This window comes from Pseudomonas asplenii (genome assembly GCF_001293465.1).
Taxonomy (GTDB): Bacteria; Pseudomonadota; Gammaproteobacteria; order Pseudomonadales; family Pseudomonadaceae; genus Aquipseudomonas; species Aquipseudomonas fuscovaginae_B.
Map to the genome: position 1 here is coordinate 345,096 of NZ_JSYZ01000004.1, position 26,405 is coordinate 371,500.

Sequence of the window (26,405 nt, forward strand, 5' to 3'; positions counted from 1 at the left end):
TTCGCTGAACCTGGGGCCCCTTCGCGGATTTATCCGCGAAGGGGCCCCACCAGACAGCATAAATCCCGGTTATTGCACCAACTGGTTGATCTCGATGATCGGCAGCAACACCGCCATCACGATCACCAGCACCACACCGCCCATCACCACGATCATCAACGGTTCGAGCAACGCCGTCATCCCCATCGCCCGCCGTTCGATATCCAGCGACAGGGTCTGCGCCGCCCTCTCCAGCATCGGCGGCAAGGCACCGGTCTTCTCGCCACTGGCGATCAGGTGGATCAGCAACGGCGGAAACACCTTCTCCACCTTCAGCGCCGCCGCCAGGTTCACCCCTTCCCTGACCCGCGCCGTGGCCTCGCTCACGCTCAGGCTCAAGCGGTCGTTCGACACCGTCTGCCGCGCCGCCTCCAGCGCCCGCAGCAACGGCACCCCGGCGCCGCCGAGAATCGCCAGGGTCGAGGCGAACCGTGCGGTGTTCAGCCCCAGCACGAAACGACCGATCATCGGCAACCGCAGGATCCGGCTATGCCAGCCCAACCGCGCCGTCGGCTGGCGCAGGTACAGCCGCCAGCCCCAGAAAGCCCCCGCCAGCCCGGCAAAGCACAACGCGCCCCATTCACGGATGAAGTCGCTGGCATTGAGCATCACCAGGGTCAGCCCCGGCAGGTCCTGGCGGGCCTGGGAAAAGGCGCTGACCACCTGTGGCACCACGTAGCTGAGCAGGAAGATCACGATGCCCACCGACACCAGCCCGACCACCGCCGGGTAGATGAACGCCGTGAGCACCTTGCCGCGCAGGTTGTTGCGCTCCTCGATGTAGTCGGCCAACCGCTCCATGACCAGGGCCAGGTCGCCGGATTCCTCGCCGGCGGCGATCAGCGCCCGGTAGATTTCCGGGAAGTCCCGGGGCCGCCGGGACAGCGCGTCCGCCAGGCGCATGCCGCCCCGGACATCGGTACGCACCGCACTCAGGGTCTGGGCGATGTGCTTTTTTTCCGCCTGTTCGACCGTGGCGCTCAACGCCGCCTCCAGCGGCAGGCTCGCTCCCAGCAGGCTCGCCAGTTGACGGGTGGCCCAAGCCAGGTCGTTGTCCGAGAGTTTTGCGCTGAACAGCCCGCCGGCCGTCTCGCCACTGTCGCTGCTTTCGGCCCGCAGCGACAAGGCGGTCAGCCCACGCCCGCGCAAGGTGGCCATGGCCGCGCCCTGGCTGTCGGCCTCCAGATGGCCGGACTCGATCTTGCCCTGGGCATCGGCCGCTTCGAAGCGATAGCGGTTCATCAGGCGTCCCTCGTCACACGCAGGATTTCTTCCGGCGCCGTGGCACCCGCGCGGACCCAGCGCTCACCGTCCTCGCGCAGGCTCAGCATGCCCGCCGCCCGTGCCGCCTGGCGCAACGCCTGCTCGCCGGCGCCCTGGTGGATCAGGGTGCGGATCTCGTCGTCGATGCAGAACAGTTCGTGGATGCCGGTGCGGCCGCTGTAGCCGGTGTGGCTGCAGGCGCTGCAGCCGACCGGGCGCCAGGTGCCCGGCGTGGCGGGATCGGGCTGGCGACAGTGCTGGCACAGCCGCCGCACTAGGCGCTGGGCCAGCACCCCGAGCATCGACGAGGCCAGCAGGAAAGGCTCCACGCCCATGTCGATCAGCCGGTTGACCGCCGACACCGCATCGTTGGTGTGCAGGGTCGCCAGCACCAGGTGCCCGGTCAGCGAGGCCTGCACGGCAATCTGCGCGGTTTCCAGGTCGCGGATCTCGCCGATCATGATGATGTCCGGGTCCTGGCGCAGGATGGCCCGCAGGGCCAGGGCGAAGGTCATGTCGATCCTGGCATTGACCTGGATCTGGCTGATGCCCGGCAGGTCGTATTCCACCGGGTCCTCGACGGTGAGGATGTTGCTGGTGCTGGCGTCGAGCCGCGCCAGGGCGGCATAGAGGCTGGTGGTCTTGCCGCTGCCGGTGGGGCCGGTGACCAGCACGATGCCGTGGGGCTGGCGGATCAGGTGGTCGAGCCGCGCCAGCAGGTCCGGGTCCATCCCCAGGGTTTCCAGTTGCAGGCGCCCGGCCTGCTTGTCCAGCAGGCGCATCACCACTCGTTCGCCGTGGCCGGTGGGCACGGTGGAGACGCGGATGTCGATCGGCCGTCCGGCGACGCGCAGGGCGATACGGCCGTCCTGGGGCAGGCGTTTTTCGGCGATGTCCAGTTGCGCCATGATCTTGATCCGCGACACCAGCGCGCCGTGCAGCGCCTTGCGTGGCGAGACCACGTCGCGCAGGGTGCCGTCGACCCGGTAGCGCACCACCGAATGGGTCTCGAACGGCTCGATATGGATATCGCTGGCCTCGTCGCGCGCCGCCTGGGTCAGCAAGGCGTTGATCATGCGGATCACCGGCGCGCCGTCCTGGGTGTCGAGCAGGTCGGTGACTTCCGGCATGTCCTGCATCAGCCGGTCGAGGTCCACCTCGTTTTCCGCGGCACCGACCACGGCGGCGGCGCTGCCGGTGTCGGCATAGGCCGTGGTCAGCAGGCTGTCGAGTTCCTCATCGCGTACGCGCTCCAGCCGCGCCGGCCCGAACTGCCGGCGCGCCTCGCTGATGGCCCAGCCGGGGGTCGAGGGACAGGCGGTGAGCACGCCGTCGACCAGCACCAGCCGCTGGGCCTTGGCCCAGGCGTACGGTAATGCGCTCATGGCTGCGCCTCATTCAGCGACACCGGCACCGCGCGGATCGGCCTGGGTGCCTGCGGCACGGGCACCGGCTGCGAGCCCGGAATGGCGTGGGCCGCACTGGGCAACTGCGGGGCCTGCATGTCCGGCAAGGCCCAGTTGCGTTCCGGCGTCAGGCTGCCCTGGGCACGGCGGATGAAGTCGTAGCGGTTCAGGGTGATCGACCGCCCCGCCGCGCCGTCACGGATGATGTACGGCCGCAGGAACACCATCAGGTTGGTCTTGTTGCTGTCGCGCCGCTCATGGCGGAACAGCGCGCCGATGCCGGGGATGCTCGACAGCAACGGCACGCCGTCGTTGCTCTGGCTGTAGCCGTCCTGCAGCAGGCCGCCCATGACCATGATCTGCCCATCGTCGAGCAGGATGCTGGTGTCGATCGCGCGCTTCTTGGTCACCGTGCCCGCCGCCGTCGCGGTGGCGCGGTCGTCGACGCTGCTGACCTCCTGATACACGTCCAGCTTCACCGTGCCGCCCTCGGAAATCTGCGGCCGGACGTTGAGCTTGAGCCCGACCTCCTCGCGCTGGATGGTCTGGAACGGGTTGTTGCTCGAACTGCTGCCGTTGGTCACGTAGCTGCCGCTGACGAAGGGAATGGTCTGGCCGACGAAGATGCTCGCCACTTCGTTGTCCAGGGTCAGCAGGTTCGGCGTCGACAGCACGTTGGAGCCGCCCTTGCTCTTCAGGGCACGGGCCAGCACCTTGAGGTCCATCACCTGCCCCACCCCGGGAATGTTCACCGATCCGCGCACCACGCCGACGCTCAGCCCCTGAGGCAAGGCATCGATGCTGTTTTTGGCGGTTGTGACAATGCCAGCACCGCCCAGGTTGGTGCCGGCGAACACCCCGCTGCCCCCCAGGTTGCCGCTCTGCCACTGCACGCCGAACTCGTTGGCCTCGTCCTCGCTGACCTCGACGATCAGGCTCTCGATCACCACCTGGGCACGGCGCTGGTCGAGCTGGTCGATGACCTCGCGCAGGCTGCGGTACAGCGGCTCCGGCGCGGAGATCAGCAGGGTATTGGTGGTGGCATCGGCCTGGATGGTCACGCCGCCGGCGGAAAACGCCAGGTTCTGCTCCTTGCCCGGCCCCGTGCCGGAAGCCTGGCTGGAACCGTTGCGGGCGGATTGACCGTAGAGCGAATTGCTGCCGCTGGTGCTGCTGCCGGTCTGGGGGGGGCTGTTGACCTGGCTGCCGTTCTGGCTGTTGTTGCTGTTACTGCCGCCGCCGAGCATGGCCCGGGTCTGGTCGCCCTCGCCGCTGCTGTCGCTTTCGCCGGTGAGCAGCCCGCGCAGGGCCTGGGCCAGCTTGCCGGCCTGGGCGTTGCGCAGGTACACCACGTGCAGGTTGCTCGGGTTGCTCTGGGCGTTGTCGAGCTTGTAGATCAACTCCCGGGCCAGTTGCGTGCGCTCCGGGCTGCTGGCGCGGATGATCACCGAGTTCGAGCGCGGATCGCCCAGTACGCTGATTTTCTGCGTCGGGTCGTTGCCCTGGTTCTCCAGCAACTCCGAGACCATGCTGGCGATATCGCTGGCGATGCCGTTCTGAATGTTCACCACATCGGTGTCGATGGCGCTCGGGGTGTCGATGCTGGCGATCAGGCTGGCCACCCGTTGCAGGTTCTGCGCGTAGTCGGTGATGACCACGGTGTTGTTGCCCGGGTAGGCGTTGATCGGGTTGTTCGGTGAAACGATCGGTCGCAGCACCGGAATCAGGTTCACCGCGTTCTCGTACTGCAGGCGGAAGGTTCGGGTGACCATGCCGTTTTCCGCCGGCTTGTCCGAGCTATAGACCGGTCCGCCGAGCAGCTTGGCATCGGCCTCCGGTACCACCTGGGCGACCCCGCCGACATCGACCACGCTGAAGCCCTGCATGCGCAGGGCCGAGAGCAGCATGTCGTAGGCCCGGTAGGCCGGTACCTCACCTTCGGAGACCAGGGTCAGGTTGCCCTTGACCCGTGGATCGACCAGGAACTGCCGTCCGGTGGAACGCGACAAGGCGCGCACCACCGCCTGGATATCGGCGTCGACGAAATTCAGTTGCACCGGCTGGTCGCCCAGCGGGTTGCTGGCCGGGAGCGCCTTGCCCGGCCCATGGCCGGCCCGTGCCGAATTGCCCACGGGATGCAACACGCGCCGCGGCTGCTCGGCCTGGGCCTGGGCCCGCTGCCGCTCCGCCAGGACGTCGCCGCTCTTCACGGTCGAACCCAGTGGCCGCCCGAGTTCGCTTTCGGCCAGCAACGGAGCCTGCGGCGCCGTACCGCTACTGCACGCGGTCAATGCCAACAGCAACCACGGGGCCGCCGCCTGGCGGCAGCGCACCCCATACAACCAGCCTGAGCACTTCATGAAGCTTCCTTAGCGCCAAGCGCCTGATCCATGCGAACGGTTCCCGACAGTCTGCCCGCCGAGCCTTCGGGTTCGGCTGCGGCCGCCCGTTGCAGGCGGGCCTCGACCACATCCAGGGAGAATGAGCGGGGTTTGCCCAGCAGCCAGTCCAGCAGCACGTCGGCCGGTGCGTCGTCGACGGTCAACAGCCAGCCTGCGCCACTGCCCTGCAACCGGTAATGCCCGGACAACCCGCTGGCTTCGAGGCTGGCGCGCAGCCCCGCTTCCAGGTCACCGGTGGCCGGTCGGGCAAGACCTTGCAGCAGGCCTTCCAGGGTCTGGGCCTGGGTTTTGAGCCTGGGTGTTTCGGCGGCCCAGTAATCGAGCGTCTTCAACGGCGGCTGGATCAGCACCAGCCAGACCAGCAGCCCCGAGACGCCGAGGGCCATGCCGCCGACCAGGCGTCGCTCCCGTGGCGCCAGACTGCGCCAGTAGCCCTGCGCCCGGGCCGACAGGGCCTGCCAGCGGGCCCGGTACTGCGCCAACCTGGGGTTATTCATTTTCCGTCTCCGCCAGCGGTTGCCCCGGTTCGGCCTGGGCCTTGAGGGTCCAGCCCTCGGCGGCGGCGCTCGCCAGCACCCCGGCCTGGGCCAGTTCGGCCTGCCAGGCGCCGGCCGCCCCCGGCTTGCGGTTGTCGGGCAGCAGGTTCAGGTGCAGTTCGCCGTTTTCGAACACTAGGCCCTGCACACCGCCGACCACGAACGGCATCGCCAGGCCGGCCTGGCGTACCAGCCGGGAGAAATCGCTGTCGCCGGCAGCGCCGGCCTCCCGCCGGGCCAACTGCTGGCGCGCCTGCTGCAAGGGGTTGAGCACCACCGGCAGTGCCGGAAAGGCCTGCCTGACCCGCTGTACCATCCACGCCTTGAGCTGTTCGCCCTGCTCGGCCTGCCGCGCCGCGTGGAGGTTCAGGCCTGCGGTCCAGACCACCACCGCCAGCGCGCAGCAGGCCAGCGCCCGTCCCCAGTGACCGGCACTGGCGCCCGGCTGCCACAGGGCACCGTGCAGCCCCCAGCCCGGTGCCTGGCCGGTCCAACGGCGGTCGGCGGGCACTGCCTGGAACAGCGGATTCGCCGCCGGCGCTTCACCCAGCCAATGCAGCACTTCGCCGCGGCCCTGCCATTGCGCCAGCGCCTGGTCGATATCCGGGTGCACTTCGGCCAGGTCCACGCCCTGGCGAATCAGCAGATGCTCGTCGCGGGCCTCCAGCACCGGCTCGCCGGCAATCACCGGCAAGCAATAGGCCGCCGGATACAGGCCACGCAGGCCCAGACCGGCCTGGCGCACCAGGGCGCCGAAACGTTCGAGCACCTCCCGTGGCAACCAGGCGACCGGCACCCGGCCCTGGGCATCGCGCGGGCCATGGGCGATGTGCATCGACTCGCAGGCGCCGAGGATCAGCGCCTGGGCCGCGCAGTCGACCGCCGCGCGGATCTTCGCTGGCGGCAGCGCCGGCAGTTCGAGGCTGGCCAGCAGGCTGTCCTGCGGGTGCAGGTAACATTCCACGGCCACGCCCTGGTTGGCCTGCCCCAACTGCCTGAGGTTGGCCCGGCCGGTTTCAGCGAGCCGGCCCTGGCGGTCGAGTCGGGCGAACGCCAGCGGGCTGTCGAGTTCCAGCGCCTGCAAGGGCGGCAGGACGATACGCAAGAGGCTCATACGCCCACCCGCGACCAGATCACCTGGGGCATTTCCAGCTCGCTACGGTGCAGCAACGCGGCCAGGTTGACCCGGCGCCGGTCGTTGCGCACCTGGCCGACCAGCAGGAACCACTCGCTGGTGATACCGACCTTGATGTCGGCAACCGCCACTTGCGGCATGCGCAAGCGATTGACGAAGTCGCCACGGTTGATGAACCACTGCCCCGCATCACGCTCGCCGATCAGGCCCCGGGCCCGCTGCGGCGACAAACCCGGCACCTGGGAAGCGAGCACCTCGGCGCTGGCGGTATTGCCGTTGACCCAGGTGTTGGCCGGCAGGATGGTCACATGGGGCGCCAGCCGGGCCAGGCTCTCGTCGTCCACGCCGTCGACGCTGCGCAGGTCATCCAGGCTGCGCAGCATCGGCCGGCTGGCGGGCAGCGGCTTGTCGGCAGCTCCCGGCGAGGTCAGGCGACCGCTGTCGAAGGTGCCCTGCTCCTTCGCCGCGGCCTGGCGCTGCGGATTCGGCAGGCGCGGGTAGGAACTGATCACCCGCTGGGCAATGCGCTGGGCGACCGCCGCCTTGACGCCGAGCATTTCGCACAGGCGGGCAAAACCCTCCATCTGTTCGTCATCGACGCGCTCGTCGCGCACCAGGTTGCGCAGGTTGAACTTGCCCTGCTCATCCTCCAGGTGGCCGTCGAACTGGCCGCCACGTTCGCCGAGGATCGGCCGGGCCCAGGCCTGGGCCTGGTGGGTCAGCGGGTCGCGCTGGCGGGCCTCCCACAGCCGTTGGCGGCTGATTTCGAGGCCGCCACGCAACTGCCAGGCGCCCTGGACCCGCGATTGCTCGGCCTCCAGGCTGCGGGTGAACACGGTCTCGCGGGTGAGCATGCCGGCGGCGATCACCGCCACCACTGCGGCGATCAGCAGCGCGCTGATGATCGCCATGCCCTCCTGCTTCGCGGCCATCGGGGAATGAGCCTTCATGACCGCGACTACAACTGCCAGGAGCCGATATCGGCATTGACCCCGTCACCGTCCGGCTGGCCGTCGGCACCGAGGGAAAACACGTCGACTTCACCGTTGGCGCCCGGGTTTAGGTATTGGTAAGGACGTCCCCAGGGGTCGTTGGGCAAGCGTTCCAGATAGGAGCGCCAGTTGCTGTCCTTGGCGTTGGCCGGCCGCTCGACGAGGATCTTCAGGCCCTGGTTCTGGCTCGGGTAGCTGCCGTGATCGAGGCGGTAGAGCTTGAGCGCCTGCATCAACCCGCCGATGTCCTGCCTGGCCGCGGTGGCCCGCGCCTGGTCGGGCCGGTCGAGGACCTTGGGCACCACCATGGCGGCGAGAATCCCGAGGATGACCACCACGACCATGATCTCGATCAGCGTGAATCCCTGCTGTGCCCGACGACCTCTGGAACGGGAATTGATACGCGCGATATCCATCTCGACAGTCCTTGGCTTGATTCGATTCGCGGCGGATTGTTGCAAGAAGATATGTCACCGATATTGAAAATCCTCGGGTGAATCGCCCGGGCAAAAACTCGGGAGCTTTGGTCAGCAAGCGGTCAAACAGGCACGCTAGGCTCCGGATTCGCTTCCCCATGTCGAGACAGCCCATGCAGCGCCCGTTCCGCCAACAAGGCTTCACCCTCATCGAAGTGCTGGTGGCGCTGGCGATCATCGCCGTGGCGATGTCCGCCGCGGTGCGCGTGGCCGGTCTGATGACCCAGAGCAACGGCCTGCTGCGCGATCGCTCCGTGGCCCTGCTGGCTGCCCAGAGCCGGCTGGCCGAGCTGCGCCTGGAGGGTCGGCTGGGCACGGGACGCAAGTCCTTCGAGTGCGATCAGGGCCGCCTGGCCCTGCGCTGTGATCAGACCATCGGCCCGGCTGGCAGCCCACGGCTGTGGCAGGTCGAGATCCTGGTAGTGGACCGGCGCCACGAAGGGCCGCCGCTGGCGCGCCTGGAAACCCTGATGAGCCTGCCCGACCTCAAGGCCGGGTCAGTTGCGGCAGGAACGGCGCTTCGCTGAGCCGGGTCACCGCCAGGTGCAACTTCTGCGAGCCCTGCTCGATCAGAATGCCGTCGCGCTCGATCGCCAGCAGCCGTACGCCCTGGCCCAGCCGCTCACCGGCGAGAAAGCTGCGCGGCGGGCCATCGTTCAGGCTGAGGATCGCCACCGCGCCACGCGAGCTGGCCATCACCCCGGAGACCTTGATGTCGAGCCGGACCGGCTGGTTGGAAAACCACTGCAAGGCCGGATTGTCGCTGCGCGTCGCCGCCACCGCCGGCTGAGCCGCGGGCACCTGGGACACGGCCGGCGTCAGCAGCAGCGTCGACCAGACCAGCACACCGGCCAGGGCGGCGAGCAGGGCCGCCGACTGAACGATCTGCACCGGGGAAAAGCGCGGGGTCCATTGCATGCTTGAGGCTCCTTTTCTATCGGTCTGCGCCACAACGAAGGGCCCACAGGGGCACGTCCGAACAGCCTACCGGGCAATTCTCACGTTTTTATTTCACACGCCCATCATCTTTGCCAGGCAGCATGGAGCCAGCCTCGAGGAGCCTTGTCGAATGGATGCCCTACGCCCCGCCCAGGCGGGTTTCACCCTGATCGAACTGATGGTGGTGCTGGTGATCGTCGGCATCGCCAGCGCCGCCATCAGCCTGAGTATCCGGCCCGACCCACGGCAACTCTTGCGCAAGGATGCCGAGCGCCTGGCCCAGGCTATCCAGGTGGCCCAGGCCGAAGCCCGCGCCGATGGCCGGCCGATTCTCTGGCTGAGCGACCGCCAGGGCTACCAGTTCATCCGTACCGATGGCCAGGGCGGCAAGGAGCAGTTCGACGGTGACCCGCAACTGCGCCCGACCCGCTGGCAGAGCGCGTCGATAAAGGTGCAACGGGATCGCGACAGGCCCCTGATACTCGACGCCGAGTGGATTGCCCAGCCCATGCGCCTGTCGCTCTCCGATGGGCTGCACAGCATTGGCGTGGTACGCAGCGCCAACGGCGAGGTGCACGTGCAATGAAGCGCCAGGCCGGTTTTACCCTGATCGAGGTGATGATCGCGCTCATGCTCATGGCGGTGGTCAGCCTCATTGCCTGGCGTGGCCTGGACAGCGTCAATCGCACCGACGAACACCTCAGGCGCAGCAGCGCGCAGACCCAACAGTTGCTGGCCGCACTGGGCCAACTGGAGCGTGACGTGGCGCTGCGCGCCGGGATCGAGCTGGTGGAACCGCTGCCGCCCGACCAGGCGCCTTCGTCGTCGGCCGGGCCAGTTCCGTTGAGCGTGCGCAGCGCCGAGGGCAAGGGCTTTCGGCTGGACCTGATTCGCGCGTCGCCGCAGCAGGATGGCCGCCTGCAACGGGTGCGCTGGTGGTTGAAGGGTGGGACGCTTTACCGGTCGGCGGCAGAGGCGCGCTCGAGGTTTCCGCTACCGGCGCCGCAGGACGGAGTGGCGGTGCTGGAACAGGTGACCTCGATGGAGCTGCGGGTGTGGCAGCCGGGCAAGGGTTGGCGGCCGTTGAGTGGCAATCGCCAGGACAATCCGACAGGGCTGGAGATCAGCCTGGTGCGGGATACGCCACAAGGCGTGGAGCGCTATCGGCAGGTGTTGGGGCCGTTGGAGTGAATCCGGAAAGTGGGCGGAAGATGGGCGGGCCCACAATACTCAACTGAGCAACACCACCCCACCCGGCAATTCGGTGCACTTGGCCCCATACGCATCGCGAATCAGCAACGCCACCCCCGCCAACTGATCCAGGCTGAACCGCGCCTGCACCTTGCGCTTGCCCAGTTCGCTGTTGAGCAGCACCAGCATGCCCGGTCGATAGCGGTTGATCTCGCTGATCACCGTGGCCAGGGTCGCATCGTTGAACACCAGCATCCTGTTGCGCCAGGCAATCACCGCCGTCGGGTCGACAGTCTGCGGCTCGCCGGCCTGGCGGGTGTCGTACACCAGTTGCCGGCCGCCCTCCAGGCGGAAACGCCGGCCCAGCATCTCCACCGTCAGGGTGCCTTCGATACAGGTGACGCAGACGCTCCGGTCGAGGTTGCGCAGATTGAAGCGCGCCTGTTCGGCCGTCATCAGCCCGCCGCCGGCCTGGACCTTGACCGGTGCCCGGGCCCGTGCCAACACCTCGACCTCGCCGCTGAGCAGTTCGATCCGCGCATCACCGTTATCCGATGGCAGCCGGTTGATCCGGGTCTGGGTGTTGAGCTCCAGGCTGACGCCATCGGCGAGGTCGACGCGCCGTTGCTCGCCGACCTCGGTGCGATAGTCCGCCCCCAGGCCGGAGAAACCGCCCGGCACGGTGCCGCGGACCAGGAAAAACGCCGCCGATGCGGCAATCGCCCCCCCCAGGAAGGCCCGGCGCCCGAAATGCCGGGCCCGTGGTGGATGCTGCTGGTGTTCGAGAGCCGGTTTGAGCGACTGCCACAAAAGCTTGGCCTGTTCGAAGGCCCGGGCGTGCTCGGGGCTCTGTTCGCACCATTGGCGCAAGGCCCGCGCATCGGCGACGGTGGCCTGGCCGGAGGTCAGGAGAATCAGCCAATCCCGGGCTTCGCTCTGCAGGCGGGCGCTCGGGCCGGCCCGCAATGGGGTGATGGAAGTCGTGTTCAAGCGCACAGATACTCACGAAGATTTCGCTGATGTATGACTAAGACGGTTTTCCCGCCCCGGGACCGAACCGCTGAATCACTTTTCTTTCCAGACGGGCCGCACAATGCCCCAGGGCGGCCTTCAGTTCCTTCTCGACCATGCGCGTGGAAATACCGAAACGCTGGGAAATCTCCAGGTGAGGCGCCTCCTCCAGGCGGGCGGCGATGAAGATCCGCCGGCGTCGGGCCGGCAGTTCGTACAACGCGTCGAGCAGCGCCTGAATCTCCTTCTGGCCACCGACCACCCGCTCCGGGTCGAGGGCCTCGTCACTCAGGTGCAGCAGTTCCTCGACCTCTTCGCCGGTGAGCAGGCGCGCATCGGCCTGGCGGCGGTCGGCGGCGATGTTCAGGGCCATGCGGTACAGGTAGGCGTTGGGCTGGGTCAGGTTCAGCGGCGGCTCCATGCGGTCGACCCGCAGGTAGGTCTCATGCAGCACGTCATTGGCCAACTCCTCCGACCCCAGCCGGCGGCGCAGGCGCAGCTTGAAATCGTCGTAGGAGGTCAGGAACAACCGGACCATCGGACTGTGCCCGATATTCTTCATACCCCAGCGGCTCCCTTTGGTGCTGTGCAATCCATGCTCGTTCCTGCTGAATCCGGTGTTAAAAGAAGGGTCACCGGCTGGCGCAGCGACGACGGGGCCGAACGCTCGACCCGCACCGTACGCAAACGCTCGACCAGCGCCCCATCGCGCTGAACATCCCCGGTCGAACTGACCAGACGGCTGTGCTGCAGGGCACCGTCCTGGCCGATCCAGACCTGCAATACCGCCCGGTAGGTGCCGGGACGGGTCAAGGGGACGGCGCACAGGGCCTGCTCGATGGCCTGCTGGATCGCCCGTGCGTAACTGCCGGCCAGGGCCCCGCCCTTGCCGGCCGGCGCCCGGGCCGACGACTCGCTGACCTGGGCCACCTGCAGGGTGAAGGCGTCGGCACGGGCATAACGCGCCATCAACCCGCTGCCGGTGAGCAGCAGGGCCAGGGCCTCGCCGGCCCGGTAGTGGCCGTGCACCGCCAGGGAGCGGCGGGCCCGGGTCAGGTCGCGGTCGACCAGCACCGCCATGCCGGTCTGGCGACTGAAGGCATCCAGCGCACCGGCCAGGTCCTGGGCAGCGATATCGAGCTCGACAAGGGCCTGTGGATCGACCTTCAGCGGCTCGGCCGCCAGGCAGACGGGCGCCTGCCCGGCCAGCAGCGCAGCCAGGGCGATGAGTAGCGGACCCAGGCGAAAAAACGACAGACGCACGGCCACGGATCGAAGTCCCTGCACTGCTGACGTGTCCCTGAAAACCGTCATCCTGAGGGCTGTTTATGAACCTGGTATGACGGTCGCCGCAAAAAAACCATCACCCAGGCCGGCCGGGCTTTGCACTAGACTTCAGGGCACCAGGACCGCCGTCGCGCGGTCAGCCAGGAGGCCACATGAAAGCCCTTTCACGTCTTGCCAGCATGCTTGTGCTCGCCACCCTGCCCGGCCTGGGCCACGCCGCACAGGGCGAGCCGAGCGGTTGCGTCGAAGTCAGCGTCGACGGCTACAAGGCACCGGACTACCCGTGTCTGAGCCAGCAGATGAGCAGCCCGGAAAACCGCGAAGCCAGGCGCCGCAACCTGGAAGCGATGAACCCGGATATCCGCACAAAGGCGCCGAACCAGGCCGGCCTGGCCACGCCAGCCGCCACCCACATACGCATGGGCAATACCTTCGGCACCTCGGTCAAGCCGCAGCGGCCGGTTTCGGGCCAGTAGCACCGCCGCAATTGGCCCGTGGGTTTTGCCGGAAATTGGCTATAGGTGCGCTCGCCTACCGCCTCTACTCTTGTTCACGCCGCCCTGCTTATCGGGGGGCCGTCCAAACAGGAGAACCGCCAATGTCTGTCCAGGCGACCAATACCCTTCGATTCAAGGCCGCCCCGGGGTGCAGCGCCGAACTCGGGCGGCGCCTGGAAACGCTGGCCGAAACCCTGCGCCATGCCCCCGGCTGCCTGGACTACGCAGTGACTTGCGCGGGCGAACCCGGCGAGTGGACCGTCACCGGCCACTGGCAGTCCGCCGCAGCGCTGCAGGCGCATTTCCAGTTGCCGGCCCTGCAAGGCTTCATCGACCTGCTCGGCACCCGACTGGCCTGGCGCATCGACCTGCAGCACTGAAGTCGGTGCCAGCAGCGCTTTGAAGCAGGCAGCAGGGAGAAGCCTGGGAATTTTGCAGTGACCGTGATGACGCTTTCGCGGGCAAGCCCTGCTCCTACAGGGCTATGTCGTACACACTCGTGTACACCACCAAACTGTAGGAGCAGGGCTTGCCCGCGAAGCTTTTGATCTTCGGCCCAGTTCCCGGCAGGCTGAGTGGAGGTCAGTCGGCAACCCCCAACCGCCCCACCCCGACCCGCTCCTGGCGAGTCCGCGTCGCCAGGCAGTAGTACAGCGGACAAGTCACCACCAACCCCACCAGCCACGACAGATCCGCCCCCTCGACCAGATTGGCATAGGGCCCGACATACAGCGACGTATTGGCAAACGGCAACTGCACCAGAATCCCGATGAAATACGCCACGATCGCATGCAGATTGAAGCGCCCGTAGATCCCCCCATCCGCACTGAAAATCGAGGCAATGTCGTACGCCCCGCGCTTGATGAGGTAGAAGTCGATCAGATTGATCGAAGCCCACGGCACCAGCACCAGCAGCAGCGCCAGGATCAGGCCGATGAAGTGCGAGATGAAGTCCGCCGAAGCGCCCAGCGCCACCAGGCAGCAACCCGCCAGGATCACCCCGGACAACAGCACCCGTACCTTGATGCTCGGCGTCCAGTGCCCGGCGAAGGTCTGGATCGAGGTGACGATCGACAGCACCGCGCCATACAGGTTGAGCGCGTTGTGGCTGATGATGTTGAGCAGGAACAGCACCATCAGGATCGGCCCCAGCCAGCCGGTGGCCTGTTTGACCGCCAGCATCGCCTCGGTGCCCTCGGGCGTGGCCAGTGCCGCCACCGCGCCAAAGGAGAACGACAGGATGGTCCCCAGAGACGCGCCCAGGTAGGTCGCCCAGAACGGCCGGCTGATGCCGATGTCGACCGGCAGGTAGCGTGAGTAGTCGGAGACATAGGGCGAGAAGCTGATCTGCCAGATCACCCCCAGCGATACCGTGGCCACCCAGCCGGACAGGTTGAAACCGCCCCGGCTGAAGAAGTCCGCCGGCAGGTCGTGGGCGAAGATGTAGATGAACCCGGCCAGCAAGGCGCCGCCCATGACCCAGGTACCCAGGCGGTTCAGGCTGTGGATGAAGCGGTAGCCGATCACGCCGATGGCGGTGGCGCCCAGGGCACCGATCAGCAGGCTGGCCGACATCGGCATAGACGGCACGATCCCGGTGATCGACTTGCCCGCCAGGACGATATTGGAAATGAAGAAGCCGATGTAGATGATCGCCGCGAAGAACACGATCAGCAACGCGCCGTAACGGCCGAACTGGCCGCGGCTCTGGACCATCTGCGGAATGCCCATCCTGGGCCCCTGGGCCGATGCCAGGGCGATCACCAGGCCGCCGACCAGGTGCCCGAGGGCGATGGCGACCAACCCCCAGAACAGGTTGAGGTGGAACACCTGCACCACCATCGCCCCGGTGACGATCGGCAGGGGCGCGATATTGGTACTGAACCACAGGGTAAACAGGTCACGCGCCTGGCCATGGCGCTCGGACAACGGCACGTAGTCGACCGTATGCTGTTCGATCAACGGATCTTGCTGGGACATAGTCATGAACTCGGTTCTGTCTGTTCTTATCTTTGTACGAAGCCAAACCAGGGGGTGCTCTACGGCACCGCCCAATGAACACCATATTATGGTATTCCAAAAAATCCACAAGACTGATCCGCATTTCCTGACGGCATCTGATCCGCAATTCTACTCCGAAAAAACCCGGTAGAATCAACTGAAGGCCCCGTAAACATTGGGATTTCGTCAATGATTAAACGTTTGTCGGCCTCCTGAAAAAGCCCTTGCAAAGACAGAATTACGGTATACCATCAGACAATAATTCAACAAAAAATGCCGCTGGCGGCGGCCGAGGTTTCTCCAATGATCGACGCAACCCTCTACAAGCAAGTCATGGGCTCGTTCCCGTCCGGTGTCACCGTGATCACCACCCTGGACGACGACGGCCAGATCGTCGGCCTGACCGCCAGCGCCTTCAGTTCGCTGTCGATGGAACCGGCGCTGGTGCTGTTCTGCCCCAACTACAGCTCCGACTCGTACCCGCACCTGATCAGGAGCAAGCGTTTCGCCATCCACGTGCTGTCCGAAGCCCAGCAGAAGGAGGCCTATGCCTTCGCCCGCAAGGGCAAGGACAAGGCGCAGGGCATCGAGTGGAGCCTGAGCGAGCTGGGCAACCCGCTGCTGGGCAACGCCACGGCGATCATCGAGTGCGAGCTGTGGCGTGAATATGAGGGTGGCGACCATGCGATCATGGTCGGCGCGGTGAAGAACCTGATCGTGCCGCAACGTGACTGCGGCCCGCTGGTGTATTGCCACGGCAAGATGGGCTCTCTGCCCGCCGTGGCCTGATCGACCGGCCTTGCTGCGGCAGTGCCCGTGGGCACCGCCGCGCTCCCCCGCCTCAGGTCCGGAAGCGCCGGACCCACTGATTCAAGGTCTCGGACAGGTGCGTCAGGTTCTGCGCATCCTGACTGGTCGAGTCCGCCAGATCCGCCACCAACTGCGCATCGCCATGAATCTGGCTGATGTGCCGGTTGATGTCCTCGGCCACCTGGTGCTGCTCTTCGGCCGCCGTGGCGATCTGGGTGTTCATGTCGCGGATGACGTCCACCGACTCACGGATCAGCTCGAAACTGGCCCGCGCCTCATTGATCGACACCACGGTTTCCTGGGACACCTCCAGGCTGGCGTGCATCTGCTGGCCCATCTGGTGGGTACGACGGGCCAGGGTGCCGAGCAGCTCATCGATCTCGCCAGTGGAGTCGGCCGTGCGCTTGGCCAGCGCCCGCACCTCGTCGGCGACCACGGCAAAACCGCGACCCTGCTCACCGGCACGGGCGGCTTCGATCGCCGCGTTGAGCGCCAGCAGGTTGGTCTGCTCGGCAATCGAGCGGATGGTGCCGAGAATCGACTGGATGTCATTGCTGTCCTGCGCCAGTTGCTGCATGGCCTCGGCCGACAGGCCGATCTCCTGGCTCAGCCGGTCGACCTTGTTCACCGCCGTCTCGATCTGCTTCTGCCCGCTGTGGGCCTGGCGCTGGCCGTTGTCCGCCGAGTCGGCGGCCTGGTTGCAGGAGCGCGCGACCTCATTGGAGGTGGCGACCATTTCATGGAAGGCGGTCGAGACCATGTCCACCGCCTCGCGCTGGCGCGCGGCGACCTCGGCCATTTCCCGGGAGACCGCGGTGGTGCTGCCGGAGGTGCTGTGGATCTGCACCGCCGCCTCGCCGATACGCTGGATCAGGCTGCGGATCGCTTCCAGGAACTGGTTGAACCAGCCCGCCAGCTGCGCGGTTTCATCGCGCCCGCGCACCTGCAGCCGTGCAGTCAGGTCACCCTCGCCCTGGGCGATGCCCTCCAGGCCATTGGCCACCCCACGGATCGGCCGCACGATCAGGCCGGCGAAAAACGCCCCGGCAAAGGCGAACAGCACGGCGCAGACGACCGCGATGGCGGCGATGATCCAGGTCAGGCGTGTGACGCCGGCCATCACCTCGCTTTCGCGCACCAGGCCGACGAAGCGCCAGCCCAGGGCCTCGGAAGGCTGGACGTTGGCCATGTAGCGCTCGCCGGCCAGTTCGACCTCGACCAGCCCCTTGCCGGCCTTGGCCAGGGCCGCGTAGCCATCGCCCAGTTGGCTGAGGTTCTTGAAGTTGTGCTCGGGCTGTTGCGGGTCCACCAGGACCTTGTCGCTGCCTTCGGTGAGCATCAGGTAGCCACTGTCCCCCAGGCGGATCTGCTTGACCAGGTCGGTCAGTTGCTTGAGCGAAACGTCGATGTTGACCACCCCGCCCTGCTCGCCCAGGCGATTGGCGAAACTGCGCACCGTGCTGACCAGCACCACGTTATCCGCAGCCCAGTAGTAGGCACCGGTGCGCAGGGTCTTGCCCGGTTGGGCCATGGCCGCCTGGTACCAGGGACGGGTACGCGGGTCATAGTTGGCGAGATTGGGATCGCCCGGCCAGAACACATAGCCGCCCTCACGGGTACCGAGGGACAGATAGCTGTAGGCCGGATGGCTCTTGGCCAATTGCGCGAACAGCCGGAACACCTGCTGGTCCTGCTCGCCCATGGCGACTTTCGGTGCCTCGGCATCCAGATAGCGTTTGAGCTGGCCATCCACATTGTGCAGTTGAGGGGCTTCGGCGAGGAACTCGACGTTCTGGGTGATGCCCTCGAAAAACAGCTGCATGGCGTTCTCGACCTGGCGGATTTCCCGGCCACTGCTGTCCAGGAACGCCTCGCGGGCCTCGTTGCGCAGGTTGATGATGATCAGGACTGCCACGAGGATGACAGGCAAGGCGGCAATTGCGGCGAATGCCAGGATCAGTTTTTGTTTTATGTTCATCGGGTAGGACGCGTTCCTTGTCAGGTGAGTGCGAATCGTCGGTGAGAAAACTTTTGCAGACATTCCATATTATGGTATACCAATAACCTATCGATGAGCCAGTTTCTCTGGCCGACTCGAACCCGCTTGAACATATCCGGCAGCGCCCCGCGCGCCATCCAGGCAACAGGCCCGCAGTCGACCGGCCAACTACAAGAGACCCGAGGTAAGCGTCATGAAATTTTCCCTGTTCGTGCACATGGAACGCTGGGACGAAAGCGTCAGCCACCGCCAACTGTTCGAAGACCTCACCGAACTGACGCTGATGGCCGAAGCCGGTGGTTTCAGCACCGTGTGGATCGGCGAGCATCACGCGATGGAATACACCATCTCGCCCAGCCCGATGCCGCTGCTGGCCTACCTCGCGGCCCGTACCACCACCATCCGCCTGGGCGCCGGCACCATCATCGCGCCGTTCTGGCACCCGCTGCGGGTCGCCGGCGAATGCGCCCTGCTGGATGTGATCAGCAACGGCCGGATGGAAGTCGGCCTGGCCCGTGGCGCCTACCAGGTCGAATTCGACCGCATGGCCGGTGGCATGCCGGCCTCTTCCGGAGGCCTGGCCCTGCGGGAGATGGTCCCGGTGGTCCGTGCCCTGTGGCAAGGCGACTACGCCCACGATGGCGAGATCTGGAAATTCCCGACCTCCACCAGCGTGCCCAAGCCGGTCCAGCAGCCCAACCCGCCGATGTGGATCGCCGCCCGCGACCCGGACTCGCACAACTTCGCCGTGGCCAACGGTTGCAATGTCATGGTCACGCCGCTGATGAAGGGCGACGAGGAAGTGCTGGACCTGAGGAACAAGTTCCAGACCGCGCTGGACAACAACCCCGGCGTGCCACGTCCGCAACTGATGGTGCTGCGCCACACCCACGTGCACGCCAAGGACGATCCGCAAGGCTGGAAAGTCGGCGCCACGGCGATCAACCGGTTCTACCGCACCTTCGATGCCTGGTTCGGCAACAAGCAGGTGCCGCAGAACGGGTTCCTCGCCCCGAGCCCGGAAGAAAAGTTCGCCGAGCGCCCGGAGTTCGAACTGGAGAACATCCGCCGCAACACCATGATCGGCACGCCGGAGGAGATCATCTGCCGCCTGCGCTACTACCAGGAACTGGGGGTCGACGAGTTCAGCTTCTGGTGTGACAACAGCCTGTCGCATGCCGAGAAGAAGAAGTCCCTGGAGCTGTTCATCCAGCACGTGGTGCCGGCGTTCCGCTGAAGTCCTCCATAGCCCCCCTTGCGGGAGCTGGCTTGCCAGCGAAGGCGCTCTCGAGTGCGCCAGAAGCTTCGCGGGCAAGCCCGCTCCCCCAGAGGAGTTTCTCTCGTCACAGGGGTGTGATTTTCCGGCCAGGCTGCTGCGCTATGTCACACCGCCGGCCGCTGCGCAGGTGCTATATTCCCGTCACTCCGCCAGCGCCCCGGGCCTTGCCCCGAGGCGCTGGCGATCTTTTGGCTACAGACGACGGTGACGCATTCCATGAGCAATCCCCTTCCCCTCGCCCGCGATATCGACGGCAAGGCCATTGCCGCCCGGGTACTCGAAGAAGTCCGCGAGGATGTCGCGGCCCTGGCCGGGCAAGGTGTCGTGCCGTCCCTCGCAGTGCTGCTGGTCGGCGACGACCCGGCCAGTCATGTCTACGTGCGCAACAAGCTGCTGCGTGCCGGGGAAGCCGGTATCCGCTCCCTGGAGCATCGCCTGCCGGCCAGCGCCAGCCAGGCCGAGGTCCTGCACCTGATTGCCGAACTCAACGCCGACCCGACCGTCAACGGCATCCTGGTGCAATTGCCGCTACCGGCGCACATCGAGGAACAGGCGGTGATCCACGCCATCGACCCGATCAAGGACGTGGACGGCTTTCATCGGGAAAACGTCGGCGCCCTGGTGCAGGGTGCCGAAGTGCTGACGCCCTGCACACCGAGCGGCTGCCTGCGCCTGCTGCAGGAAACCTGCGGTGACATCAGTGGCTTGCACGCGGTGGTCATCGGCCGTTCGAACATCGTCGGCAAGCCGATGGCCACCCTGCTGCTGCAGGCCCACTGCTCGGTCAGCGTGATCCACTCGCGCAGCGTCGACGCCGCCGCCCTGTGCCGCCTGGCCGATATCGTGGTGGTCGCGGTCGGGCGGCCGCAGCTGGTCGACGCCAGTTGGCTCAAGCCAGGCGCCGTGGTGATCGATGTGGGGATCAACCGCATTGAAACCGAAGCGGGTGCGCGGCTGGTCGGAGATGTCGACTATGCCAGCGCACGCACGGTGGCCAGCGCGATTACGCCGGTGCCGGGCGGCGTCGGGCCGATGACCATTGCCTACCTGCTGAAGAACACCGTGATCGCCACCCACCTGCAAGGCGCCCGCCGCCCCCTCGCCGCAGTAGCGGGCTGATCGCGCCTAGAGGGCGCCGGCAAAGGCCCGGCGCCCAGCCTGCATCTCGGTGCGCAGTTCGCCGATGAAGTTGGCGACCGACCTGATGCTGGTGAAACTGCTGATGGCGACACCATTGAGCTGAAGGTCCACGCGTCCGGACACCGGGTCGAAGATCTTGATCATCAGCGCACCGCTGCCGTTGGCGGTGCAGGTGCAGGACAACGGGAGAAAACCGGACTCAATGATCTGGCACAGTTCACGTTCTGGAAGCATGGCGGTCATCCCTGAAGGCGAGCTCGAGGCAGCTCTTGCCGAACCAGCGTAGACCACCTGCCGCAAAGTGCCTGCGGCGTGACGGTCTGGAACCGTTCCTGGCTCACCACTTTAAGGAAATGTGAACCCCGTCACGCTATCAACCCCGAATCAGTGCTTGGCCGGCAGTGCCACCAGGGCGAACGCCTTGCGCAGGCGGGCCATTTCCTCTTCCTTGCCGACGGTGACGCGCATCCAGGTCGGCCAGTTTTCCCAGGTTCGCGCCACCCGCACTCCGTGCTGCGCCAGGGCCTGGGCCACGTCACTGGCCGGGCGACGCAGGTCGACCATGAAGAAATTGCCCTGGGCATCGGTGCAGGTGAAGCCGCGGTCGCGGAACCAGGCCATGTTCTCACTGCGGATACGGGCGTTGGCCTGCCGGCGCTCCGGCAGCAGCGCACGGTCTTCCAGGCTGGCGATGCCACCCAGCAACGACGAAGCGGCGGCGACATTCTGCTCGCCCAGCACGTTCAGCTTTTCCAGCAGCGCCGGTTGGCCGACGGCATAGCCCAGTCGCGCCCCCGCCATACCGTAGATCTTGGAGAAGGTACGCAGCACCAGCAGATCGGGATGGTCCTTGACCAGCGGTACGCAACTGGGGGCATCGCAGTAGTGGATATAGGCCTCGTCGACCACCACCAGCGCACCGGCAGGCTTTTCCCTGAGGGCCCGCTCGATCTGCACCATCGGCGTGAGGGTGCCGGTCGGGTTGTTCGGGTTGCAGATATAGATCGCGCCCAGGTTGGCATCCGCCGCGAGCATGGCGCCGATGTCATGGGCATGCCGGGCATCGAGGTCGATCTCATGCACGGCCGCTCCCTGTGCCCTGGCGGCCAGAGCCGGTGCCTCGTAGGTGGGTGTCGCCAGCACCAGGCTGCGGCTGCCACCGGTAAAGGCCATGACCGCCTGCTGCAGGGCGACCTTGGAGCCGGCGTATATCTCGATGTGTTCTGCGGGCACCGACAGTTGCCGCGCCAGCAAGTCAACCAGCTGGTACTGGAACCGGTAAGGGTAGCGTCCGGACAGGGCGACGCCCTGCTCCATGGCCCGCCGAGCCGCCGCCGAGGGCCCCCAGGGGTTCTCGTTGAAGTCGAGATGGACCTCGCTGGACGAAGCCTTCGAAGCGGCGGGCAAGGCCGCCGAAAATGCCCTTGCCGAACCCCCTAACAACGGCAGTGCTGCCATCAACCCCACCACCGAACGACGCGTTACATCCACCATTTACCCGATCTCCCTTGATCTCCAGGCTGGATGGCCTCCAGGCCACTTGCAAAAGCTTGTTATCAAAGGGACGAAACGGAAAAAGTACGATTTATCGGCAATCGGGTATCGGTCATTCTACAAATAGTGGCATATTCAAACCATTCCAACCTGCATCCCCGGCACGCCCGCACGATTGGGCTAGAGTTTTTATCCGCATCAGCCTAATTCTTTTCATAGAGTCGGCAGATAGCTTTGTATGGAAGACAGGAGCAGTCGGAATGAGAAACAACCAGCCTGTTACACAGCGTGAAGTCTCGCTTGCCCCGCAACAAAAGCTTATCTCGACGACAGACGCCCGAGGCGTGATCACCTACTGTAATGACGCGTTCGTGGAAATCAGCGGTTTCGATCGGGCCGACCTGATCGGCGCACCCCAGAATATCGTCCGCCACCCCGATGTCCCTCCAGCGGTATTCGCCCATATGTGGGGTGCCCTCAAGCAGGGGCGGCCCTGGATGGGCATCGTCAAGAACCGCTCCAAGACTGGCGATCACTACTGGGTCAACGCCTACGTGACGCCGATCTTCGAAGGCAGCCAGGTGGTGGGCTACGAATCGGTCAGGGTCAAGCCGACGGCCGAACAGGTCCGTCGTGCCGAGTCGTTGTACCGGCGTATCAGCCAGGGCAAGACCGCCGTGCCGCGCCAGGACACCTGGCTGCCGCTGCTGCTCGACTACCTGCCCTACCTGGGACTGGGCCTGGCGGCCGCCGTGAGCGGCCTGTTCCTCAGCGCACCGCTGGCGATCGCCGTGACCGTGGGCCTCTCCGTGCCGATCGCGCTGCTGTCCTCGCGTTGGCAACGGCAAGGTCTGCAGCGTCTGCTGCAACTGGTCGAGCCCTCGACCAGCGATGCACTGCTGGCGAAGATGTACAGCGATGCGCGAGGCCACCAGGCGCGCCTGGAAACCGCCCTGGTCAGCCAGGATTCGCGCCTGAAGACCTGCCTCACCCGCCTGCAGGACACTGCCGAGCAGGTCAGCGAACTGGCCGGACAGTCCGACCTGCTGGCCACCGACAGCTCCAAGGGCCTTGAGCGCCAGCGCCTGGAAACCGAACAGGTTTCGGCCGCGGTCAACCAGATGGCCACGACCACCCAGGAAGTGGCCAGTCATGTCCAGCGCACCGCCGATGCCACCCAGCAGGCCAACCAGCTCACCCGCCACGGTCGCGATGTGGCCCGCGACACACGCCAGGCCATCGAGCGCCTTTCGGCGGTGGTCGGCGAAACCGGCATGACCGTGGCGCAGTTGGCCAGGGACAGCGACGAGATCGGCACCGTGGTCGACGTGATCAAGGGCATTGCCGACCAGACCAACCTGCTGGCTCTGAACGCCGCCATCGAGGCGGCCCGCGCCGGCGACATGGGGCGCGGCTTTGCCGTGGTGGCCGACGAGGTTCGACAACTGGCCCAGCGCACCTCGCAATCCACCAACCAGATCCACGAACTGATCACCAAGCTGCAGACCTCATCCAGCAATGCCGTGCAGACCATGGAGAACGGCAATCGCCAGGCCGAGGAAGGCGTGGCCTGGGTGCTCGAGGCGGACAAGGCGCTGGTGGGGATCAGCGAAGCCGTCGCCCATATCACCGACATGACCTCGCAGATTGCCACCGCCACGGAAGAACAGACGGCGGTCGCCGACGAGATCAGCCGCAATATCAGCACGATCGCCCAGCTGGCCGATCAGTCCTCGGAGCAGGCCATCCTCTCCACGGAACTGAGCAAGGACCTGACCAGGACCGCTTCCACGCAATACTCCCTGGTCGAACGATTCAATCGATAGCCTGGTTGCACAATGGTCGGTCAACGCCGAAACTCAGCGCCAGGGCTGAAGCGATCATGCACGCCGCTGTGTCAGCGGTCTGTACGAAATGTTTTCGAGCGAGGGCCAGGCAAGGCAAAAACCGGCGAGCAAGCCCAGTTGACTGGAGTCAACGAGCATGGCGAGCCGGTTTTCAACGCAGCCTGGGCCAGCGCAGATCCATTTTGTACAGAGCCTGGCCGCGTCAGCTCTGGCACGTTGATCCTCATCTGACTGACACAGAAATGCCGCTCTCTCAGGAACGTTTTATGTCGCTCAAAGCAACCTTTGCCGCTGTGCTCAAGGCCATGCGCGCCACCCGTGGACTCTCCCAGAAAAAACTCGCCGAAGTCAGCAGCCGGACGTACATCTCGAAGTTGGAACGTGGGCAATGCTGCCCGACCCTGGAGATGATCAGCGCACTGAGCGTCCCGCTGAACGTCAGCCCGCTGACGCTGATGGCTGTCACGCTTGGCGCGCAGACCGGTGAACCGATCCAGGTGCTGCTCGGCCGCCTGGAACGCGAAGCCGCCGAGCTGGCGCAGTCGGGGGTGCTCAAGGAACTGCAGATTCCGTTCAGCGAGGAACCACGGGTACCGCCGCGTCGTGCCCAGCCCCGCCTGCGCGATTCATCCCAGGCCATTCGGCAAACCGAGTTCTGCTTTGCCGAGTAGCCCTGGAACCTTGCGTTTGCCTCAGCTGTTGCGCAGGGCGTTTTCGAGGTCGGCAATCAGATCCGCCTCGTGCTCCAACCCGATCGAAACACGGATCAGTCCCTCGGACACACCGGCCTTGGCACGCAGTTGCGCGGGCACGCCGGACTGGGTGGTCGAGGCCGGATGGCAGATGAGCGACTCGGTGCCCCCCAGGCTCACGGCGGACTTGAACAGGGTCAGCGCATTGATGAACTTGAACGCCCGCTCGCGGCCACCGTCGAGGATGAACGAGAAGGTGGAGCCCGGCCCGCTGCACTGGCGCTCGTACACCGCCTGATAACGCGAATCGTCAATCAGTTCCGGATGCAGCACCTTGATCTTCTGATAGGGGTTGTTCGCCAGCCAGTGGGCAATGGCGCTGCCGCTGCGAGCCGCCTGCTTCATGCGCAGCACCAGGGTTTCCATGGAGCGCGAAATCATCCACGAGGAATGCGGGTCCAACTGCGAACCGAAGGCGCTGCGGATCGCCCGCACCTTGGCGATCAGTTCCCTGCTGCCGGTGATGCCGCCGGCGACCAGGTCGCTGTGCCCACCGACGTACTTGGTCAACGAGTAGACGCACAGGTCGGCGCCATGGCGGATCGGCTGCTGGAAGATCGGCCCCAGCAGCGTGTTGTCGCACACGATCAACGGACGGTAGCCATGCCGGGCCGTGAAATCATCGACCTCCGTCCGGATCGCCTCGAAGTCCACCAGGGTGTTGGTCGGGTTCGCCGGCGTCTCGATGTAGCAGATTCGCGCAGCGCCATGGCGCGCGGCGGCCTCCAGTGCCTCACGGATCGATTCGCGCGACAGGCCGTTGTCGATGCCGTGGGAACCGATGCCCCACTCGGGCAGGATCTTGGCGATCAGGGTTTCGGTACCGCCATACAGCGGTGCCGACTGCACGATCTGGTCTCCTGGCCGCAGGAAGGCGAGCAGCACCGCGGCAATGGCGGCCATGCCGCTGGAGGTCACCGCGGCCGCCTGCGCGCCATCCAGCACCGCCAGGCGGTCCTCGACCATTTCCAGGTTCGGATGGTTGAAACGGCTGTACACCAGCCCGGCGGCCTCCCCCTCGGGCAGCGGCTTGCGGCCGGAAACGATATCGAAGAACTGCGCACCGTCTTCAGCGGTACGGAAGGCAAACGTGGAAGTCAGAAAGACCGGCGGCTTGACGGCGCCCTCGGACAGAAACGGGTCGTAGCCGTACGACATCATCAGCGTTTCCGGGTGCAGCTCGTGATCGGCAATTTTCTTCTTGTGGTAGCTGGAGTAGGACATTCGTGAGTCTTCCCTGAACTGAAATAGAGCCCACGCACCTCGTCTCAGCCACGCGAGACACGACGAACCGAGCGGGTGGTGAACCCATCCAGTGTATCCACTGCCCACAAAAAGATTCTTTCCATTTCCATCACGAAAAACCTAGTATGGGAAATATTCTTCCATAAAAAGTCAGAATGATGAAAACAAGAACTGCGAAGATCGAACTGGACGACACAGACCTGAAAATCCTGAAGATCCTCCAGGACGATGGTCGACTCAGCAACGCCGAACTGGCGGAGCGCGTTTCCCTTTCGCCCTCGCCCTGCTGGAAACGCCTCAAGCGCCTGGAGTCGATCGGTGCAATCAGGGGCTACCAGGCCATCCTGGACAGGCACCTCATGGGCCTGGGTGTCGTCGCCTTCGTCAGCATCCTCCTGGACAACCACACCGAAGCCACCTGCCGGATCTTTGAAGAGCGGGTCCGGCAAATGCCCGAGGTCACCGCCTGCCACAACATTTCCGGGCAACACGACTACCTGCTGCAGGTGCTGGCCGATGACCTGGAAAGCTTCTCGGCGTTTGCCCTCAACCGCCTGCGCACCATCCCCGGCGTCAAGGAGATGCAGTCGAGCTTCTCGTTGCGCGAAGTGAAGGCGTCCAACAGGATCAGCGTTCGCCAGGCGTGACTCAGCGGGCCTGGCTG

Annotated in this window: 27 protein-coding genes and 1 pseudogene; 11 read left to right on the forward strand and 17 right to left on the reverse strand. The window is 65.7% G+C overall.

The window, feature by feature from the left end; translation table 11 throughout:
• Positions 1-69: 69 nt before the first annotated feature.
• Genes gspF through gspG form a run of 7 tightly spaced genes read right to left on the reverse strand, consistent with a single transcriptional unit; the run spans position 70 to position 8,189 of the window.
• A complete protein-coding gene (gspF, locus tag PF66_RS07930; protein WP_054062356.1) occupies positions 70-1,281 on the reverse strand; it encodes a type II secretion system inner membrane protein GspF in 1,212 nt (403 codons plus the stop codon).
• Positions 1,281-2,687, reverse strand: coding sequence for a type II secretion system ATPase GspE (gene gspE, locus PF66_RS07935; protein WP_054062357.1), 1,407 nt, complete (start codon positions 2,685-2,687; stop codon positions 1,281-1,283). Before gspE ends, gspF begins: the two co-directional genes overlap by 1 nt.
• A complete protein-coding gene (gene gspD / locus PF66_RS07940) occupies positions 2,684-5,068 on the reverse strand; it encodes a type II secretion system secretin GspD (protein ID WP_054062358.1) in 2,385 nt (794 codons plus the stop codon). The genes gspE and gspD overlap by 4 nt, the downstream gene beginning before the upstream one ends.
• Positions 5,065-5,607 carry a type II secretion system protein GspM gene (gene gspM / locus PF66_RS07945; RefSeq protein WP_054062359.1) on the reverse strand — a complete coding sequence of 181 codons (543 nt, stop codon included), beginning with the start codon at positions 5,605-5,607 and terminating at the stop codon, positions 5,065-5,067. The genes gspD and gspM overlap by 4 nt, the downstream gene beginning before the upstream one ends.
• Positions 5,600-6,760, reverse strand: coding sequence for a type II secretion system protein GspL (gene gspL / locus PF66_RS07950; protein WP_054062360.1), 1,161 nt, complete (start codon positions 6,758-6,760; stop codon positions 5,600-5,602). The genes gspM and gspL overlap by 8 nt, the downstream gene beginning before the upstream one ends.
• Entirely contained in the window at positions 6,757-7,731 is a 975-nt protein-coding gene (gspK, locus tag PF66_RS07955) for a type II secretion system minor pseudopilin GspK (RefSeq protein ID WP_054062361.1), read from the reverse strand. The genes gspL and gspK overlap by 4 nt, the downstream gene beginning before the upstream one ends.
• 8 nt (positions 7,732-7,739) lie before the next feature.
• Positions 7,740-8,189 carry a type II secretion system major pseudopilin GspG gene (gspG, locus tag PF66_RS07960; protein WP_054062362.1) on the reverse strand — a complete coding sequence of 150 codons (450 nt, stop codon included), beginning with the start codon at positions 8,187-8,189 and terminating at the stop codon, positions 7,740-7,742.
• Between the two features lie 173 nt (positions 8,190-8,362).
• Here gspG and gspI point away from each other — a divergent pair, with 173 nt between their 5' ends.
• Positions 8,363-8,776: a type II secretion system minor pseudopilin GspI gene (gene gspI, locus PF66_RS07965; RefSeq protein ID WP_054062363.1), complete on the forward strand. Its 414-nt coding sequence runs from the start codon at positions 8,363-8,365 to the stop codon at positions 8,774-8,776.
• On the opposite strand, the gene PF66_RS07970 is transcribed toward gspI, so the two are convergent.
• Positions 8,736-9,167 (reverse strand): general secretion pathway protein GspC, encoded by a 432-nt coding sequence (locus PF66_RS07970; RefSeq protein ID WP_054062364.1) that lies wholly within the window; start codon positions 9,165-9,167, stop codon positions 8,736-8,738. The genes gspI and PF66_RS07970 overlap by 41 nt on opposite strands.
• Positions 9,168-9,318: 151 nt before the next feature.
• Between PF66_RS07970 and gspH the strand changes: the two genes are divergently transcribed.
• Together gspH and PF66_RS07980 are read left to right on the forward strand one after the other, a co-directional pair.
• Positions 9,319-9,774 carry a type II secretion system minor pseudopilin GspH gene (gene gspH / locus PF66_RS07975; protein ID WP_054062365.1) on the forward strand — a complete coding sequence of 152 codons (456 nt, stop codon included), beginning with the start codon at positions 9,319-9,321 and terminating at the stop codon, positions 9,772-9,774.
• The gene (locus tag PF66_RS07980; protein ID WP_054062366.1) at positions 9,771-10,379 is read left to right on the forward strand and encodes a prepilin-type N-terminal cleavage/methylation domain-containing protein; all 609 of its coding nucleotides are present in this window, start codon (positions 9,771-9,773) and stop codon (positions 10,377-10,379) included. Before gspH ends, PF66_RS07980 begins: the two co-directional genes overlap by 4 nt.
• 39 nt (positions 10,380-10,418) lie before the next feature.
• Here the strand turns inward: PF66_RS07980 and PF66_RS07985 are convergent, their stop codons facing one another.
• The 3 genes from PF66_RS07985 to PF66_RS07995 are packed head-to-tail and all read right to left on the reverse strand — an operon-like array spanning position 10,419 to position 12,659.
• Complete coding sequence (locus PF66_RS07985) at positions 10,419-11,369, reverse strand: FecR family protein (RefSeq protein WP_054062433.1); 951 nt, start codon at positions 11,367-11,369, stop codon at positions 10,419-10,421.
• A gap of 37 nt (positions 11,370-11,406) precedes the next feature.
• Positions 11,407-11,952 carry an RNA polymerase sigma factor gene (locus PF66_RS07990; RefSeq protein WP_054061534.1) on the reverse strand — a complete coding sequence of 182 codons (546 nt, stop codon included), beginning with the start codon at positions 11,950-11,952 and terminating at the stop codon, positions 11,407-11,409.
• Positions 11,949-12,659 carry an STN domain-containing protein gene (locus PF66_RS07995; protein ID WP_081009814.1) on the reverse strand — a complete coding sequence of 237 codons (711 nt, stop codon included), beginning with the start codon at positions 12,657-12,659 and terminating at the stop codon, positions 11,949-11,951. The genes PF66_RS07990 and PF66_RS07995 overlap by 4 nt, the downstream gene beginning before the upstream one ends.
• Positions 12,660-12,829: 170 nt before the next feature.
• Between PF66_RS07995 and PF66_RS08000 the strand changes: the two genes are divergently transcribed.
• On the forward strand, positions 12,830-13,153 hold the full coding sequence (locus PF66_RS08000) for a hypothetical protein (RefSeq protein ID WP_054056752.1): 324 nt from the start codon (positions 12,830-12,832) through the stop codon (positions 13,151-13,153).
• Positions 13,154-13,275: 122 nt separating this feature from the next.
• Positions 13,276-13,554, forward strand: a complete 279-nt coding sequence (locus PF66_RS08005) for a putative quinol monooxygenase (protein ID WP_054062367.1) — start codon at positions 13,276-13,278, stop codon at positions 13,552-13,554.
• Positions 13,555-13,756: 202 nt separating this feature from the next.
• Here the strand turns inward: PF66_RS08005 and PF66_RS08010 are convergent, their stop codons facing one another.
• A complete protein-coding gene (locus PF66_RS08010; protein ID WP_054062368.1) occupies positions 13,757-15,154 on the reverse strand; it encodes a purine-cytosine permease family protein in 1,398 nt (465 codons plus the stop codon).
• Between the two features lie 324 nt (positions 15,155-15,478).
• Between PF66_RS08010 and PF66_RS08015 the strand changes: the two genes are divergently transcribed.
• Positions 15,479-15,964, forward strand: a complete 486-nt coding sequence (locus tag PF66_RS08015; protein WP_054056759.1) for a flavin reductase family protein — start codon at positions 15,479-15,481, stop codon at positions 15,962-15,964.
• A gap of 52 nt (positions 15,965-16,016) precedes the next feature.
• Here the strand turns inward: PF66_RS08015 and PF66_RS33850 are convergent, their stop codons facing one another.
• Positions 16,017-16,784, reverse strand: a complete 768-nt coding sequence (locus PF66_RS33850; RefSeq protein ID WP_425357888.1) for a methyl-accepting chemotaxis protein — start codon at positions 16,782-16,784, stop codon at positions 16,017-16,019.
• A gap of 138 nt (positions 16,785-16,922) precedes the next feature.
• A pseudogene (locus tag PF66_RS33855) lies at positions 16,923-18,026 on the reverse strand (cache domain-containing protein); the annotation flags it as partial.
• Positions 18,027-18,177: 151 nt separating this feature from the next.
• On the opposite strand from PF66_RS33855, the gene PF66_RS08025 reads away from it, so the two are divergent.
• Together PF66_RS08025 and PF66_RS08030 are read left to right on the forward strand one after the other, a co-directional pair.
• The gene (locus PF66_RS08025) at positions 18,178-19,221 is read left to right on the forward strand and encodes an LLM class flavin-dependent oxidoreductase (protein WP_054056748.1); all 1,044 of its coding nucleotides are present in this window, start codon (positions 18,178-18,180) and stop codon (positions 19,219-19,221) included.
• Positions 19,222-19,479: 258 nt separating this feature from the next.
• Positions 19,480-20,382: a bifunctional 5,10-methylenetetrahydrofolate dehydrogenase/5,10-methenyltetrahydrofolate cyclohydrolase gene (locus PF66_RS08030; protein ID WP_054062369.1), complete on the forward strand. Its 903-nt coding sequence runs from the start codon at positions 19,480-19,482 to the stop codon at positions 20,380-20,382.
• Between the two features lie 6 nt (positions 20,383-20,388).
• Here PF66_RS08030 and PF66_RS08035 read toward each other — a convergent pair whose 3' ends face one another.
• Both PF66_RS08035 and PF66_RS08040 read right to left on the reverse strand, forming a co-directional pair.
• Positions 20,389-20,637: a DUF1652 domain-containing protein gene (locus tag PF66_RS08035; RefSeq protein ID WP_054056758.1), complete on the reverse strand. Its 249-nt coding sequence runs from the start codon at positions 20,635-20,637 to the stop codon at positions 20,389-20,391.
• 150 nt (positions 20,638-20,787) lie between these two features.
• Positions 20,788-21,897 (reverse strand): pyridoxal phosphate-dependent aminotransferase, encoded by a 1,110-nt coding sequence (locus PF66_RS08040; protein WP_054062370.1) that lies wholly within the window; start codon positions 21,895-21,897, stop codon positions 20,788-20,790.
• A gap of 260 nt (positions 21,898-22,157) precedes the next feature.
• Between PF66_RS08040 and PF66_RS08045 the strand changes: the two genes are divergently transcribed.
• Positions 22,158-23,723: a methyl-accepting chemotaxis protein gene (locus tag PF66_RS08045; protein ID WP_054062371.1), complete on the forward strand. Its 1,566-nt coding sequence runs from the start codon at positions 22,158-22,160 to the stop codon at positions 23,721-23,723.
• Positions 23,724-24,010: 287 nt separating this feature from the next.
• Positions 24,011-24,415 carry a helix-turn-helix domain-containing protein gene (locus PF66_RS08050; protein ID WP_054062372.1) on the forward strand — a complete coding sequence of 135 codons (405 nt, stop codon included), beginning with the start codon at positions 24,011-24,013 and terminating at the stop codon, positions 24,413-24,415.
• 21 nt (positions 24,416-24,436) lie between these two features.
• Here the strand turns inward: PF66_RS08050 and PF66_RS08055 are convergent, their stop codons facing one another.
• Positions 24,437-25,720: a cystathionine gamma-synthase family protein gene (locus tag PF66_RS08055; protein ID WP_054056744.1), complete on the reverse strand. Its 1,284-nt coding sequence runs from the start codon at positions 25,718-25,720 to the stop codon at positions 24,437-24,439.
• A gap of 176 nt (positions 25,721-25,896) precedes the next feature.
• On the opposite strand from PF66_RS08055, the gene PF66_RS08060 reads away from it, so the two are divergent.
• Positions 25,897-26,388 carry an Lrp/AsnC family transcriptional regulator gene (locus PF66_RS08060; RefSeq protein ID WP_425357886.1) on the forward strand — a complete coding sequence of 164 codons (492 nt, stop codon included), beginning with the start codon at positions 25,897-25,899 and terminating at the stop codon, positions 26,386-26,388.
• Positions 26,389-26,405: the final 17 nt, after the last annotated feature.